Here is a 17268-nt window from a genome sequence, read left to right as displayed (position 1 = left end):
TCGTAGGGATAGCCGGGCACTGCCCGTGGTACCCCACTCGTACGGAAAGCAAGCTGATGAATCCCGAAAAGTCCCTGCAACTGGCCCGCCGTTTCATTGAATTGCCGCTGGAAAAGCGCCGCCTGTTCCTTGAAACCCTGGCCAGAGAGGGCATCGACTTTTCCCAGTTCCCTATTCCGGCCGGGGTGGCGGCGCAAGACCGTCTTGCACCCTCGTTCGCCCAGCAACGCATGTGGGTGCTCTGGCAGCTGGATCCGCACAGCGGTGCCTATAACCTGCCAGGTGCGGTCCGCCTCAAGGGAGCACTTGACGAGGCCGCCTTGCAGCAGGCGTTCAGCCACCTGCTCGAACGCCACCAGAGCCTGAGCTGTGTGTTCCAGCAGCAGGCCGATGAGCGCCTGTGCCAGGTGCACCGCCCGGGCGCGCCGCAGATCCAGCGCCTGGACCTGCGCGAGCTGGCCGAAGACGCCCGCCAGGCACGGGTGCAAACCGAGGTCGAGGCCGAGTCGCTGTGCCCCTTCGACCTGGAGCATGGCCCGTTGCTGCGCATCCGCCTGCTGCAACTGGCTGAGCAGGACCACGTGTTGCTGCTCACCTTGCACCACATCGTCGCTGACGGTTGGTCGATGAATGTGCTGATCGACGAATTCAGCCGCTGTTATGACGCCTGCGCCGCTGGCACACAGCCGCAACTGCCGGCGCTGCCGATCCAGTATGTCGATTACGCCCTGTGGCAGCGGCGCTGGCTTGAAGCCGGCGAACTCGAACGCCAGCTGGCCTACTGGCAAGCCACGTTGGGTGAAGAGCAGCCGGTGCTGGAGTTGCCGCTCGACCGCCCACGCCCGGCCGCGCCCAGTTTCAAAGGCAGCCGCCAGGAGCTGGTGGTGGACACGGTGCTTGCTCAGCAACTGCGCAGTTTTGCGGCGCAGCACAACCTGACGCTGTTCATGGTCCTGCTCGGTGCTTTCGGCGTGCTGCTGCAGCGTTACACCGGCCAGTGCGACCTGCGCATCGGCAGCCCGGTGGCCAACCGCAACCGCGCAGAAGTCGAGGGGCTGATCGGCCTGTTCGTCAACACCCAGGTATTGCGCCTGCAGCCGGATGGCCAAACTGACGCACTGGCCTATTTGCAGGCCGTGCGGCAAACCGTGCTGGGCGCCCAGGCCCATCAGGACCTGCCCTTCGAGCGCCTGGTCGATGCGTTCAAGGTGGAGCGCAACCTGAGCCACGCGCCGTTGTTCCAGGTGATGTACAACCACCAGCCGCAGGTGGCCGACCTGGCTGCGGTCACGCTGGGCTCTGGCCTGGAACTGTCCGCACTGGAGTGGCGCAGCCGCACCACCCAGTTCGATCTGAGCCTGGACACGTACGAGCAGGGTGGCGTGCTGCGCGCTGCGTTCACTTACGCGACCGACCTGTTCGATGCGGCGACCATCGAGCGCATGGCGGGCCACTGGCTCACCGTGCTGCGTGAGTTGGTGGCTGACCCTGCACGCCCGCTATGGCAACTGCCCATGCTCGACCAGGCCAGCCGCCAACGGGTGCTGCAGGACTGGAACGCCACGGCTGCCAGCTACCCGCTGCAGTATGGCGTGCATGAGCTGATCGAGGCCCAGGCGCAACGCACCCCGCACGCGCCGGCACTGCTGTTCGCCGATAGCCTGCTCAGCTACGCCGAGCTCGATGCCCAGGCCAATCGCCTGGCCCATTACCTGCGTGGTCAAGGTGTGGGCAGCGACAGCCTGGTCGGGGTCGCGGCTCAGCGCAGCATCGAGATGGTCGTTGCCTTGCTGGCGATCCTCAAGGCCGGTGGGGCCTATGTGCCCCTGGACCCGGAGTACCCTGAGGAGCGCCTGGCCTACATGATCGAGGACAGCGGCATTGGCCTGCTGCTGACCCAGCAGGCGCTGCTCGACAGCCTGCCGCTGCCGCACGGTGTGCAGTGCGTGGCGCTCGACACCCTGGTGCTGGACACGATGCCGGACAGCACCCCGGGTCTCAAGGTCGAGCCGACGCAGCTGGCCTATGTCATTTATACCTCCGGCTCTACGGGGCGCCCGAAGGGCGCGGGTAACAGCCACCAGGCGCTGACCAACCGCCTGTGCTGGATGCAGCAAGCCTATGGCCTGGACGCCAGCGATACGGTGCTGCAGAAAACCCCGTTCAGCTTCGACGTGTCGGTGTGGGAGTTCTTCTGGCCGTTGATGACCGGCGCCCGCCTGGCCATCGCGGCGCCGGGCGAGCACCGCGATCCGCAACGCCTGATCCGCGCCATCGAGCACTACCGGGTGACCACGCTGCACTTCGTGCCTTCGATGCTGCAGGCCTTCATCCATGAGCCCGGTGTGCACGCCTGCAGCACCCTGTCGCGCATCGTCTGCAGTGGCGAAGCGCTGCCTGTGGACGCCCAGCGCCAGGTGTTCGCGCGTTTGCCTGCAGCGGGGCTTTACAACCTTTATGGCCCCACCGAGGCTGCCATCGATGTCACCCACTGGACCTGCGTCGAAGAGGGCAAGGACAGCGTGCCTATCGGCCAGCCGATCGCCAATATCCGCACCTATGTGCTCGACGCCGGCCTTGAGCCCGTCGCTGTCGGTGTGGCCGGTGAGTTGTACCTGGGCGGGGTGGGCCTGGCGCGCGGCTACCACCACCGCCCAGGGCTGACGGCCGAGCGCTTCGTCGCCGACCCGTTCGGCACCGGCGAGCGTCTGTACCGTACCGGTGACCGTGTGCGCCAGCGTGCCGACGGTGTGATCGAGTACCTGGGGCGCTTCGATCACCAGGTGAAAATCCGTGGTTTGCGCATCGAGTTGGGTGAGATCGAGGCGCGTCTGGCCGAGCATGCGCTGGTACGCGAGTGCGTAGTGCTGGCCCTCGATGGTCGCCGGTTGGTGGCTTACCTGGTGCTCAATGCAACGCCTGAGGGCTGGCAAGGGCAGCTCAAGGACTGGCTGCTGCAAAGCCTGCCCGAATTCATGGTGCCCAGCCAGCTGATGCCACTGGACGGCCTGCCGCTGACACCCAACGGCAAGCTCGATCGCAAGGCCCTGCCACAGCCCGAGGCCGGGGCACAGGGTACCCATGTTGCGCCTCAGAGCGCGGCCGAACGCCAGCTGGCAAAGGTCTGGTGCGAGGTGCTGGGCACCGCGCAGGTGGGCCTGGACGACAACTTCTTCGAACTCGGTGGCGACTCGATCATTGCCATCCAGGTCGTCAGCCGCGCCCGTCAGGCCGGGCTGGCGCTGAGTCCGCGTGACCTGTTCCAGCACCAGACGCTGCGCGCTCTGGCCCAGGCTGCGGGCAGCGTGGACAGCCGCCAGGCCGACCAGCGCCCGGCTGAGGGCGAGGCACGCCTGACCCCGGTGCAGCTGCAGTTTTTCGACACGCCCATGTCGGTGCGCCAGCACTGGAACCAGGCCGTGCTGCTGGTGCCCCGCGAACCGCTGCAAGCGGCGCAGCTGCAGCAGGCCCTGGCTCAGGTGGTGGCGCAGCACGACGCCTTGCGCCTGCGCTTCACCCAGGCTGATGGCCAATGGCAGCAGCACCACGCGCCGGCCTCTGCTGGCGTGCCGCAGCTCTGGCATCGCCAGGCAGGCAGCGAGCAAGCGCTGGCTGCATTGTGCGATGAGGCCCAGCGCAGCCTGCGGCTCGATCAGGGGCCATTGCTGGCGGCGATGCTGGTGGCCATGGCCGACGGCAGTCAGCGCCTGCTGCTGGTGATCCACCATCTGGTGGTCGACGGCGTTTCCTGGCGCATCCTGCTCGAAGACCTGCAACGTGCCTGCCTGGGCCAGCCGTTGCCTGCCCGGACCAGCAGCTACCAGGCCTGGGCCGAGCGCCTGGCCGGGCATGCCGACGCCTGTGCGGGGCAGCTCGATTACTGGCTGGCACTTGGCGAGGCCGGGGCGCAGGCCCTGCCACGTGACCGTGCGGTAACGCAGACGCGCGTGGCGGATGAGCGCAAGGTACGGGTCAGTTTCCCGCCGGCCTTTACCCAGGCCCTGCTGCAACAGGCGCCGAGTGCCTACCGTACGCAGGTCAACGACCTGCTGCTGGCGGCCCTTGCCCGTGCCCTGTGTAACTGGAGCGGCAATCAGCAGGTGCTGGTGCAGCTCGAAGGGCATGGCCGTGAGGAGCTGTTCGAGGATATCGACCTGACCCGTACCGTGGGCTGGTTCACCAGCCTGTATCCGGTCGCCTTGCGTCCGCAAGCACAGCCCGGTGCCTGCATCGCGGCCATCAAGGAACAACTGCGCGCCGTACCCCAGCGTGGCCTGGGCTATGGGGTGCTGCGTTACCTGGGCACACCGGCGCAACGCGAGCAACTGGCGCGCCAGGCGCAACCGCGGGTGACGTTCAACTACCTGGGCCAGTTCGACAGCCAGTTCGAGAAGGGTGCGCTGTGGCAGCCCGACCCTCAAGGGGCCGGGCAGGGGCAGGATGGCGACGCGCCCCTGGCCAACTGGCTGAGCGTGGAGGGGCAGGTCTACCAGGGCGAGCTGGGCATCAGTTTCGGCTACAGCCAGGCGATGTACGACGAGGCCACCATCGACGCGCTGGCCAGCGATTTCGCCAGCCAGCTGCGCGCCTTGGTCGATCACTGCCTGCAACCGGGGGTTGCCAGTGCCACGCCGTCGGACTTCCCGCTGAGCAACCTGGACAGCACCGGGCTCGCCGCCCTGGCAGTGGACCTGGCCCAGGTCGAGGACATCCTGCCGCTTTCTCCCTTGCAACAGGGCCTGCTGTTCCATTGCCTGCATGCGGCCGCCGCCGGCGACTACATCAACCAGTTGCGCCTGGATATCGACCAGCTCGACCCGCAACGCTTCCAGGCCGCCTGGCAGGCGGCGCTGGACACCCACGCGGGGCTGCGTGCCAGCTTTCACTGGCCGGTCGACGTGCAGCAACCCGTGCAGGTGATCCGCCGCCAGTTGCAACTGCCGTTCAGCCAGCTCGACTGGCGCGACCAGGCCGCGTCGGCCGACCACCTGCAAATCCTGGCCGAGCAGCAGCGCCTGGCCATGGCCGCGACTGATCAGGCGCCCTTGCTGGGCATCACCCTGGTGCGCCTGGGCGAACAGCGCTGGCACATGATCTACACCCATCACCACCTGCTGCTCGATGGCTGGAGCCATGCCCGGTTGCTGGCTGAAGTGATGCAACGCTACCGTGGCCAGGCACCCCGCCAGGCACCTGCGCATCCACGTACCTACCTGGCCTGGCTGGCCACGCGTGACCGCCAGCAGGACCAGTCGTTCTGGCAGGCGCAGCTGCAGGGCATGCAGGCGCCAACACTGCTCGCCAGCCAGCGCCGCAGCGTTGAAGCGGCTGGCTACGGCCTGTGGCAGCAACGCCTTGGCAGCGCTGCATCGGCGCAGATCAAGGCGGCGGCGCGGGCGCGCAAGGTTACCGTCAATACATTGGTGCAGGCGGCCTGGCTCTTGCTGCTGCAACGGCACTGCCGTCAGGACACCGTCTGCGTCGGTGTTTCGGTATCGGGGCGGCCTTCTCAGTTGCCGGGCATCGAGGCGCAACTGGGGCTGTTCATCAACACCGTGCCGTTGGTGGCCGCTCCGCGCCTTGAGCAGCGCCTGGACGACTGGCTGCAACAGCTGCAGGCCAGCAACCTGGCACTGCGCGAGCACGAATACACGCCACTGGCCGACATCCAGCGCTGGGCGGGCAGGGCTGGCGAGGCACTGTTCGACACCTTGCTGGCGTTCGAGAACTACCCCGTGGCCGAGGTGCTGCAAGGTGGCGGTGACGGGCCGCGCTTCGGTGTGCCGGCCAGCCACGAGCAACCCCACTACGCCCTGACCCTGTCGGTGGGCATGGGTGAGCAGTTGCAGGTCGACTATCGCTTGCGCCACGACGCCTTCAGCCTGGCCGACGTGCAGCGCCTGGCCGGCCAGTTTGGCCACCTGTTGCAGGCGATCGCTGGCGCCGGTAACCCATGCCTGGCTGAGCTGAGCCTGCTGGATGCCGCCAGCCGTCAGCGTTGCCAGGGTCAATGGCAGGCCGCTGACGGCAGTGTTCCGGCACTGGGCGTGCACCAGCTGATCGAGGCCCAGGCGGCGCGCAACCCGCGCGCCGTGGCGGTGGTTGCCGAGGACGGCACGCTGGAATACGGCCAGCTCAACGGCTTGGCCAACGCCTGGGCGCAACAGTTGATCGCGCGGGGTGTCGGCCCCGAGGACCTGGTAGGGCTGTGCAGCGAGCGAGGCCTGGCGATGGTTGTCGGCCTGTTGGCGATCCTCAAGGCCGGTGCCGGCTACGTGCCGCTGGACCCGCAATACCCGCGTCAGCGTCTGCAGGACATGCTCGACGACAGCGCCGTCAGGCTGGTGCTGGGCACCCGCAGCGCCGCGCAGCCACTGGCGCTGGCAGGCACGGCCGATTGGTTGTGGCTGGACCAGCCCCTGGCGCCGCTGGACGATAACCCTGCGCCGCGAGCCTGCGCCGACAACCTGTTGGGGTTGATCTACACCTCCGGCTCCACCGGTCGCCCCAAGGGTGTGGCCCTGACCCATGGCGCCATCGCCGCGCACATCGCGACCATGGTCGGCCAGTACCAGGTGACGGCGCAGGACCGCTTCGTGCACTTCGCTTCGATCAACTTCGACTGGGGCACTGAGCAGTGGTTGTTGCCGTTGAGCCAGGGCGCCTGCTGCATCGTGCGTGGCGATGAGATCTGGACCGCGGCCCAGGCATTCGAGGTGATCGAGCGCGAGCGCGCCAGCGTGGTCTACTTCCCCACCCAGTACGCCTGTCAGCTGGCCGAGTGGGCGCATCAGCAGGGCCGGGCACTGCCGGTGCGCTGCATGAATGTGGCCGGGGAGGCGCTGGCGCGTGAAGGCTTCGAGCGAATCCAGGCCCACTTGCAGCCGCAGCGTATCGTCAACGGCTACGGCCCTACCGAAACAGTGATCACCCCGCTGCTGTGGCAGGCCGACGGGTCTACCCGCATCGACACCGGCTATGCGCCGATCGGAACGCCGGTGCCGGGGCGTACCGCTTACCTGCTCGATGCAGCCTTGCAACTGCTCGATACCGGCACTGACGGCGAGCTGTATATCGGCGGCCCATGCCTGGCGCGTGGTTACTTTGGCCAGGCGGCGCTGACCGCTGAACGTTTCGTGCCCGACCCCTACGACACGGTCGGCGGGGGCCGCCTGTACCGCAGTGGTGACCTGGTGCGGCAGCAGGCCAATGGCGAGCTGGTGTTCATCGGCCGCCTGGACCACCAGGTGAAAATCCGCGGTTTCCGCGTCGAGCCCGGCGAAGTCGAAGCCTGCCTGCTGGCCCTGCCTGAGGTGCGCGAGGCCGTGGTGATGCCGGCCGGTCAAGGTGCCGACCTGCACCTGGCCGCCTGGCTGGTACCGGTCAGCGGTTCGCAGGCCGATGCCGGGTTGCGTCAGCGCATCCTCGACGCGTTGCGCGCCGTGCTGCCGCCCTACATGGTGCCGTCACGCCTGCAACTGCTCGACAGTTTGCCGCTGAACCCCAACGGCAAGGTCGACCGCAAGGCATTGCCGTCGATCGAGGTCGACACCTCTGAAGCAGCGTTCAGTGCGCCCCTGGATGCGCTCGAACGCGAGGTCGCCCAGGCCTGGGCCAGTGTGCTGGGCAGGCGTGAAGTGGGCCGTTTCGAGCACTTCTTCGAGGCTGGTGGCCACTCACTGCTGGCCACGCAGGTGGTGGCGCGGCTGCACCGCGACGGCCACACTGGGGTCGGCGTACGCGACCTGTTCAGCGCCCCGCGCTTGTGTGATTTCGCTCAGCGCCTGCGCCAGGCGCAGCCGGTAAGCGATACCGGCCCGCAACTGCGCGCACTGGGCGCCAAGGCCAGCGCACCGCTGTCGCTGGCCCAGCGCCGGTTGTGGATTGCCGAACAGTTTGCCCAGGGTAGCGGGGCGTACGGCATGCCGCTGGGCCTGCGCTTGGACGGGCCGTTGCAGCCCGCATGCCTGAAGCAGGCATTGCAGGTGCTGGTGCAGCGCCACGAAGTGCTGCGCAGCGCGGTGGACTGTGACGACGAAGGTGAACCGCTGCTGGTGATCCAGGCGGCGGTCGACCTGGACCTGCCAGTGGACGACCTGAGCCTTTTGGCTGCCGCCGAGCAACAGCTGCGCGTGCTTGAAGCGCAACTGGCCAACGTGCGTCAGCCGGTGCCCCTGGACCAGGCGCCGATGCTGCGTGCACGCCTGCTGCGCCTGTCCGGCGACGCCCATGTGCTGCTGCTCAACATGCATCACATCATTTCCGATGGTTGGTCGATGGCGCTGATGGTCAACGAACTGATCGCCAGCTACAGCGCCCTTGCCCGTGGCCAGGCGCCCGTGCTGGCGCCGCTGGTGCTGCAGTACTCCGACTATGCGCTATGGCAGGCCGAGCGCGAGCGTGCCGGGCTGCTGCAGGCCCCGGCGCAGTGGTGGCGCACGGCCTTGCACGGTAGCAGCGGGCGCTTGCAGTTACCCACTGACTTGCCGCGCCCGGCCAAGGCGTCCCAGGCGGGGGAGAACCTCTATCACGAGCTGCCGCCGGCTACGGTCGTGGCGGTACGCGAACGGGCCGCGCAATTGGGCGTGACCCCCTACATGCTGCTGCTGGCGGCGTTCCAGCTGCTGATGCACCGCGCCAGCGGCCAGCACGACCTGCTGCTCGGGGCGGATGTCGCCGGCCGCGAACACCCCGACCTTGAGGCGCTGATCGGCTTCTTCGTCAATGTTCTGCCACTGCGCTCGCAACTGGACGAACAACTGGACTTCGCCGCGTGGCTGGCGCGCACCCGCACCACCTTGCTCGATGCCAGCGAGCAGCAGGCGCTGCCGTTCGACCTGATCGTCGAGGCTGCTGGCGCGCCGCGCCACCCAGGCATGAACCCGCTGGTGCAGGTGCTGTTCGTGATGAACGACATGCCGCTGGCGCATGGCGGCCTGGCCGACCTGAGTGTGCAGGTGCTGCCGCAGGCGGGCGGCTATTCGAAATTCGACATGGCGCTGTTCATCGACCCGGTCGCGGACGGCTGGCGCGTCACCTGGCAGTACGCCACACAGCTGTTCAAGGCAGAACGGGTCCAGGCACTGCTGCGTGGCTGGCTGGACATCCTGGGCCAGGTGCTGGGCAACCCACACATCCAACTGAGAGAGATCACTATGGCGCTTCACAGTGAAATCGTGGCGGCGCCTGCCGCCGCCGGCGGGCAACCCAAAAAAGACAAGCTGGGCAGTTTCCTCAAGCGCGGCGCCGGCACGCCAAGCCGGCCGGCCAGCGCAGTGCGCGAGGCTGCGATGGTGCCGGGGCAGGCCTTTCCGTTGCTGATCGAACCGGTCGATCCCGGCGTGAGCCTGACCGACTGGGTGGTGAAGCACCGTGCCGAGATCGAACGCAAACTGGTGGCTCATGGCGGCATTCTGTTCCGCGGTTTCGGCTTGCAGACCCCGCAGGACTTCGAGGCCTTCGCCGAGGCTGTGCAGCCTGGGCTGTACGGCCAGTACGGTGACCTGCCTAAGAAGGAAGGCGGCAAGAACACCTACCGCTCCACGCCGTATCCGGAGCAGAAGATGATCCTCTTCCACAACGAAAGTGCCCACCAGGACCGCTGGCCGCGCAAACAGCTGTTCTTCTGTGAACTGCCTTCGCCGGTTGGCGGTGCCACCCCGGTGGTCGATTGCCGGCAGATGTATCAGCGCCTGCCCGCACCCCTGCGCCAGCGTTTCGAGGACAAGGGCCTGCTCTACGTACGTACTTTCACCGACAAGCTGGACGTGTCCTGGCAGCATTTTTTCAAGACCGACTCGCGTGCGGATGTCGAGCGCCGTTGCCAGGCGTCGGGTATCCAGTGGCGCTGGCTGGACAACGACGAACTGCAGATCCGCACGCCTTGCCCGGCGGTGATCGAGCACCCGGTCAGCGGTGAGAAGAGTTTCTTCAACCAGGTGCAACTGCACCACGTGTTCTGCCTGGATGCCGACGTGCGCGAGGACCTGTTGGCGCTGTATGGCCTGGAGCGCATGCCGCGTCAGGTGTACTACGGCGATGGCAGCCCGATCGAAGACGCCGACATGGCGTTGATCGGTGAGCTGTACGAGGCGTGCGCGGTGCGTTTCGACTGGCAGGCCGGTGACGTGATCCTGCTCGACAACATGCTGGCCGCACATGCCCGCGACCCGTTCCAGGGGCCACGCAAGATCGTCGTCGCCATGGGCGACATGATGCAACGTGCCGACCTTGAAACCCTCACCTTGAACCGCACAGGAGTGCAAGCATGAACATCACTGTCGAAACGAGCGGCCTGCCGTTGTTGCCCATGCAGGTGCTCGAGCTGACTGCACTGCCTGCCCGCTGGCAGGACGCGGCGCGCTGCATCACCTTGCAGCTCGACAGCGTGCCGGCGCCCGCCGCGCTGCGGGCTGCCCTGCAGCTGTGGCAGGGCCAGCACGACGCGCTGCGCCTGCGCATCGGCCAAGCCGCCGGTTATCGCGGCCTGCGTCAGTTTTTTCAGCGCGAGGCGGCAGCGGTGGACCTGACGTGGCTGGCGGCGGGCGATACCGCCGGCCGCCAGGCCTGGTTCGAGCGTGAGGTGGATGTGCAGGCCGGGGCGGGCGTCGCCGTGCTGGTGTGCGAGCAGGCCGAGGGGCGCTGCCAGTTGGTGCTTGGTGTGCTCGCTGCGCTGGTTGACGCTGCCAGCCTGCCGGCCCTGGCTGCAAGCCTTGCGGCGATCTGCCAGGGCACACTGGGAACAGCCGAAGACGGCGATTTCGAACAGTACCTGCAGTGGCGCAGCGAGGTGGTGGTGGATGAAGACGCCAGCACTGCGCGCAGCTACTGGAACGCGCTGAACGGCAAGCCCGCAAGCGCCCAGCAACTGCCCTGGCGCCCCCCGCAAGGCAGCCCGCGCGGTGAGCGCGCGCAGGCCCGCGCCGCGCTTGACCCGGCCGTTGTGCAGCACCTGGCCGGCCTTGGCCTGCCCTTGGACATGGTGTTGCAGGCAGCCTGGTGGCTGCTGCTGGCGCGGCTCGATGGTCAGCCTGCGCAGGTGGTGAACTGGTGCCACGACAGCCGCGGCGACTACGCCTATTTCGCCGACAGCGCAGGGGTGTATCACAAGCAGCTGCCGGTGCTTGTCGACTACCAGGCCGAGCAGCCACTGCGTACCTGGCTGCACGGCCTGGCCGCGCAGTTGGAGCAGCATGCCGTTTGGCAGGAATACTTCACCCCCGAGCAGACGCCCGCGCTGGAGCCTGCCGCCATCGGTTTTCGCCTGATCCCCGCCTGCCCGCCGCTGGCCGGTGGTTGGCAGGTAGTGGGCATGGACGCGCCGAGGGTCGGCCCCGACCTGCTGCTGCAAGTCGACAGCGACCGCGCAGCGCCACAGGCGCTGTTGCAGTACTGGGCCTCGTGGCATAGCCCGGCACTGGCGCAGCTACTGCTCGAGCAGTACGTAACGCTGCTGGCAAGCATCGCTCAGAAACCAGACGCGGCCTTGGCCAGCCTGGGCCTTGTCGGTGAGCAACAGCGTCGCCTGGTGCTTGAGCGTAACGCCCAGGCTGCACTGCCAGCGGTCACCGAACTGCTGCCCGAACGGGTCGCTCGCTGGCTGCGCGAACAGCCCCAGGCGCTGGCGATCATCGAGCAAGGGCAGGGGTGGAGCTGGCAGCAGCTCGACCAGCTGGCCACTGCGCTGGCCGCGCACCTGCAGGCCCAGGGCGTTGGCAGCGCCAGCGTTGTCGGCCTGGCCCTGCCGCGCTCGGTGCACTGGCTGGCGGCGGTGCTGGCCTGCTGGAAGTGCGGCGCTGCGTACCTGCCGCTGGACCCGCTCTGGCCCGCAGCGCGACGCGAGCAGGTCAGCCGCCTGGCCGGCGCGCAGTTGCAGATCGATGCCACGCTGTTCGAGCAGTTGGCGGACACTTCTGCGCCGTTCGAGGCGCAAGCGCTCACGGCCAATACGGCGGCCTATGTGCTGTTTACCTCGGGTTCGACCGGTGAGCCCAAGGGGGTGGTCATCGAACACGGGCAACTGGCCGGGTACCTGCAGGCCGCTGAGCAGGCCTTGGACCTTTCGGCCTGCAGGCACTTTGCGTTCAGCGCCACGGTGGCGGCTGACCTCGGTCATACCAGCCTGTTCGGCGCCTTGCAGGTTGGCGCCACCTTGCACGTTGCCAGCGACGCAGTGATGCAGGACCCGGCAGCCTTTGCCGCGTTCGTGCGCAACGAAGGTATCGATTGCCTGAAGATCGTGCCGTCGCACCTGGCGGCGCTGCTCGACAGCGCGCAGCCCAGCCTGCCAGCGACCCTGGTACTGGGCGGCGAAGCGCCGAGTGCGCAGTTGCTGGCGCGCATCGCACGGCTGGCGCCTCAGGCTCGGGTGTTCAACCACTATGGCCCGACCGAGGCCACCGTCGGCGTGCTGGTCCAGCCACTGCGGGCCGAGGCGCCGATGGCGAGCCTGGGCCAGGTGCTGGCCGGCAACCGCGTTTACTTGCTGACGCCTGCAGGGCAACTGGCGGGCGTGGGTGAGCTGGGTGAACTGCATGTGGCCGGGCGCCAGTTGTGCCGGGGCTATCTGGGGGACGAGCAGGGGGCGTCGCGCTTTATCGACAACCCATTGCAAGCCGGCGAGCGCCTGTACCGCAGCGGTGACCTGGCCCGTTACCAGGCCGATGGCAGCATCCTGCTGCAGGGGCGGCAGGATCACCAGGTGAAGATTCGCGGGTTCCGTGTCGAGTTGGCCGAAGTGGAAGCGCGCCTGCTGGAGATCGACGGGGTGGCGCAGGGGGCGGTGCTGGCGATCGAAACCCAGCCCGGGCAACTGGAACTGCTGGCTTGCTACGCCGTGCACGGCGAAGCCGAAGGGCTCGATGAAGCCTCGCTGCGTGCGCGGCTGGCCGAGTGCCTGCCAGCGGCCATGGTACCGACGCAGCTGCGTTGCCTGCCGAGCCTGCCGCGCCTGGCCAACGGCAAGCTCGACCGTCGCGCGCTGCTGCAGCTGCCGCTGCCGCAGCAGGGCGGCCAGCAGGATGCCCCACAGGACGCATTGCAGGCGTTGCTGGCCCAGCGCATGGCGCAGTTGCTCGGGCGTGACAGCATCGGTATCCACACCGACTTCTTCGCTGCCGGCGGCCATTCGCTGCTGATCATCAAGCTGGTGGCTGGGATCCGTAAGTTGTTGAACTGTGAAGTGGCGCCGGCGCTGGTCTTCGAGCACCCCACAGTGGCGGGGCTGGCCGAGGCATTGCAGGCCAGCGAGGCAAACCGCGGGCAGTTGCTCAAGATTGCCCAGGCGCGCCTGCAACTGGAGCGCATGAGCCCTGAGGAAAAGGAGCAGATGCTGGCCAAGGCGAAGAACCTTACGGCATAGCTCAAACAGCGTTTGATAGGGCCGCAAAGCGGCCCCAAATCTATTGACCGACTGGCATTAGCCTTCCGGTTTTTCATGAGTGCGAGGTTAGGCAGCCCCGAGCCATCGACAAATTGAACGCAAATGAAAAAAGTTATCATTTTTTTTCACGTTCGTGCGTCTTACCTGTAAGCCGCTGAAAACGCGTCGCTCGAACGCGTAAGGCCCTTATAGAAACGGTACGTCGAGACCGTCACCTACACACTCATAGAACAGTCGGAGTCAGTTGCGCACATGAAGTCCAAACGTATGCGAAACAAGGGGGCAGCCTTGGCCGCCGGGCCATCGAAGTGGAGCCTGCGGGCTTCGGCACTGGTGCTGAGCCTGGCCATGGCCCATGCCCATGCCCAGCCGGTTGCGGTGGACATCGCAGCCCAGCCATTGGACCAGGCCCTGATCGCCCTTGGCCAGCAGACCGGCCTGCAGATGGTCTACTCGCCCGACCTGGTCAGCGGCAAGCGTGCACCCAAGGTCAGCGGCACCATGGAGCCGGACCAGGCCCTGGCGCAACTGCTCGAAGGCGCAGGCCTTACCTACCGCATCGAGAACAATTCGGTCCTGTTGATCAGCACCGACACCAGTGATGTCGGCGCCGGTGCTCTGGTTATCGGCGAAACCACCATCATGGGCCAGGGGATGGGCCAGGCTACCGAGAACACCGGCTCCTACACGCCGGGCCTGACCAGCGTCGGCTCGAAGAGCCCGACCTCGTTGAAGGAAACCCCGCAATCGGTATCGGTGATCACCCGCCAGGTCATCGAAGACCGCCAGTTCACCGACATCAACGATGCGATGAAGGCCGTGCCGGGTGTGACCGTGCAGAGCAACACCTTCCGTATCCAGGACTTCTATTCACGCGGCTTCCCGATCCAGAACATCCAGCTCGACGGCGCCGCCCCCATGGCGTTGGGCACCACCGCCGGCAGCTTTTACGCGTCGAACATTTACGACATCGCCGAGTTCGACCATGTCGAAGTGCTGCGTGGCGCCAGCGCACTGTTTGGCGGCACCGGTGACCCGGGCGGTATCATCAACCTGGTGCGCAAGCGCCCGCTGGACTTCTACCAGCTCAAGTTCACCGCCTCGGCGGGCAGCTGGGACAACTACCGCAGCGAGCTGGACGTGACCGGCCCGCTGGGCTTCGACGGCAAGCTGCGTGGCCGTATGGTGGTGGCCTACCAGGATCGCCAGTACTTCGTCGACAACCGGGCCACCGACAAGCCGTTCTTCTATGGCGTGCTTGAAGCCGATGTCACCGACGACACCATGCTCACCGCGGGCTTGCGTTTCAACAAGGTCCACGAGACCGGCACCGCCTCGGCCGTGCCACGCTACAGCAACGGTGCAGACCTTGGCCTGCCGCGCCATACCGGCCTGTCTACCACCTGGGCGTACGCGGACGGTTTTTCCCGCGAGTATTTCGCCAAGATCGACCATCGCCTCAATGATGATTGGAAGCTCAACCTCAGCTACACCAACATCTACGACACCATCACCACCAACAACGCCACCACGCTGGGCTCTGTCAACCCGGTCACCGGCACCGGCGTGACCCGCTACGGCACCTACAACACCCAGTGGAGCGAGCAGAACCTCTGGGATGTCAACGTCTCCGGCGACTTCAGCATGTTCGGCCTCGACCACCGCCTGGTGGTGGGTGGCGACTATCAAGAGATCGACAGCCGCTGGCGCGGCACTGGCCGCTTCACCACTGCCGGCGGCCCGGTCAATGTATTCGATCCCGATTCCACCCCATGGGATGATCCAGGCGCCAGGCCGGTCATCAGCCGCGACTACAAGCCCAACAGCCAGACCCAATACGGCCTGTACTCAAGCCTGCGCCTGCAACTGGCCGAGCCGTTGCACCTGATCGTCGGTGCCCGTGCACAGCGCTACAAGTTCGACCAGACCTACCAGACGGCAGACGCCACCGGGTCGACCTGGACCCAGCAGTCGCGGGTGGACATGCGCGAACCGACCAAGGTCACCCCGTTTGGCGGCATCGTCTATGACCTGACGGACGAATGGGCGGCCTATGCCAGCTACGCCGAGATCTTCAAGCCACAGCAGAACTTGCTGGCCGGGCCTGCGACCTCTGGCAGCACCCTCGACCCGATGACCGGCAAAACCTACGAGACCGGCATCAAGGGCGAGCTGTTTGGCGGTGCGGTCAACACCAGCATTGCGCTGTACTACACCAAGCGTGAAGACCAGGCAGTGCAGGACCCGAACTACCCGTTGAGCCAGGTGGCATTCGGCGGTAACTGCTGTTACGTCAATGGTGGGGAAACCATCAGCAAGGGCATCGACATGGAAATCTCCGGCGAAATCCTGCCGGAATGGATGATGATGGCCAGCTACACCCTCAACATCAACAAGAACCGCGACACGGGCTCTGCGCTAAGCACCGTCACGCCCAAGCACATGGCCAAGCTGTTCACCACCTACCGCTTGCCGGGTGTGCTGAACGACTTCCGCGTCGGGGGTGGCGTGGACATCCAGAGTGCGACCAAGGTCAGCGGCACTGCAGCGACTTACGACAGCCTGGGCAACGTAGTGCAGTCCGACGTGCCTTTCGAATACCAGCAGAGCGGTTATGCGATCTGGAACGCGATGGTCGACTACCGTATCGACGAGCACTGGAACGTGACCCTCAACGGCAACAACCTGTTCGACAAGAAGTACTACCAGACAGTCGGTACCTCGACCTACGGCAACTACTATGGCGATCCACGCAACTTCATGCTGACGGTACGGGCGACGTACTGATTTCAGTTAGCGTAATCAGGGCTGCTGCGCAGCCCATCGCCGGCAAGCCGGCCCCCACAGGTACAGCGCAGTTCTTGAGGTCTGCGCTGTACCTTTGCGCCGGCTTGCCGGCGATGGGCCGCAAAGCGGCCCCAGATTCGCATCAGGCCAGCACCTGCTCCAACCAGCATCCTGCCGCGGCATACACCTCGCCAGTCGCTCCGGTGATCCCCGACATGCGCAGAAAGTCGTGGGTCAGCCCCGCCTCTATGCGCAGGGTGGTCGGTGTGCCGCTCGCCTCAAGCTTGCGCGCATAGTCCAGGCCTTCATCGAACAACGGGTCGTACTGGGCCAGGTTCACATACGCCGGCGCCATGGCCGGCAGCGCCGGGTGCAGCAGAGGCGAGGCGCGCCAGTCATTGTGCGCCTGGGCGGCGCCCAGGTAATGGTCATAGAACCAGTCCAGTGTGCCGCTCTCCAGCAGATAACCCTCGGCATACCGCTGGTGCGAGGCGCGCCGGGTATTGCTTTCGGTCACAGGGTAAAACAGTAGCTGCGCCTTCACTGCCATGGCCTGCGGGTGTTGCGCGGCTTCGATCGCCAGCACCGTGGCCAGGGTTGCCCCCGCGCTGTCGCCGGCCAGCACCAGCGCGCTCGGCAGGCCCAGTTCGGTGGCGCTGTGCTGCAGCCAGCTGGCGGCGTCCTGGCAATCGTGCAGGGCCGTCGGGAACGGCTGCTCCGGCGCCAGCCGGTAGTGCGCAGCGAACACCGCATAGTCACCCAGGCAGGCCAGGCGCCGGCACACGCAGTCATGCGAGTCCAGGCTGCCGACCACATAGCCACCGCCATGCAGGTAGAGCAGGGTGGCCTTGGGCGTGACGCCCGGGCGCACGTAGAGGCGGGCGGGCAACTGCGCACCATCGCGGCAACTGAACTGCAGGGCGCGCACCTCGACGTGGGCGGGAGGGTCGGGGTCGAGCAGGCGCGAGGCGTTTTCGAATTCCGCCCGCGCCTGGGCGATGCCCAACTGATGCATGGGCTGGCTCTTGCCCGTCAGGCGGCCGAGTTCGGCCAGTTCCAGGAACGCTTCCAGATCGCAATCCAGGGACATTCGGGTTTCC

At 66.5% G+C, this 17268-nt stretch carries 4 protein-coding genes; 3 read left to right on the top strand and 1 reads right to left on the bottom strand.

The window, feature by feature from the left end; all coding sequences use genetic code 11:
* Nucleotides 1-56: 56 nt before the first annotated feature.
* From ACEWE8_RS14090 to ACEWE8_RS14080, 3 genes are all read left to right on the top strand, one after another.
* The gene (locus ACEWE8_RS14090) at nucleotides 57-10271 is read left to right on the top strand and encodes an amino acid adenylation domain-containing protein (protein ID WP_395589316.1); all 10215 of its coding nucleotides are present in this window, start codon (nucleotides 57-59) and stop codon (nucleotides 10269-10271) included.
* On the top strand, nucleotides 10268-13360 hold the full coding sequence (locus tag ACEWE8_RS14085) for an amino acid adenylation domain-containing protein (RefSeq protein ID WP_046785271.1): 3093 nt from the start codon (nucleotides 10268-10270) through the stop codon (nucleotides 13358-13360). The genes ACEWE8_RS14090 and ACEWE8_RS14085 overlap by 4 nt, the downstream gene beginning before the upstream one ends.
* A gap of 273 nt (nucleotides 13361-13633) precedes the next feature.
* Nucleotides 13634-16168 carry a TonB-dependent receptor gene (locus ACEWE8_RS14080; protein WP_080952081.1) on the top strand — a complete coding sequence of 845 codons (2535 nt, stop codon included), beginning with the start codon at nucleotides 13634-13636 and terminating at the stop codon, nucleotides 16166-16168.
* A gap of 142 nt (nucleotides 16169-16310) precedes the next feature.
* On the opposite strand, the gene ACEWE8_RS14075 is transcribed toward ACEWE8_RS14080, so the two are convergent.
* Nucleotides 16311-17258 (bottom strand): alpha/beta hydrolase, encoded by a 948-nt coding sequence (locus ACEWE8_RS14075; RefSeq protein ID WP_012315377.1) that lies wholly within the window; start codon nucleotides 17256-17258, stop codon nucleotides 16311-16313.
* Nucleotides 17259-17268 lie beyond the last annotated feature (10 nt).

The sequence above is a fragment of the Pseudomonas sp. TR47 genome (assembly GCF_044143025.1).
Classification (GTDB): domain Bacteria; phylum Pseudomonadota; class Gammaproteobacteria; order Pseudomonadales; family Pseudomonadaceae; genus Aquipseudomonas; species Aquipseudomonas putida_E.
This window is presented reverse-complemented; position numbering and strand designations above follow the sequence as displayed.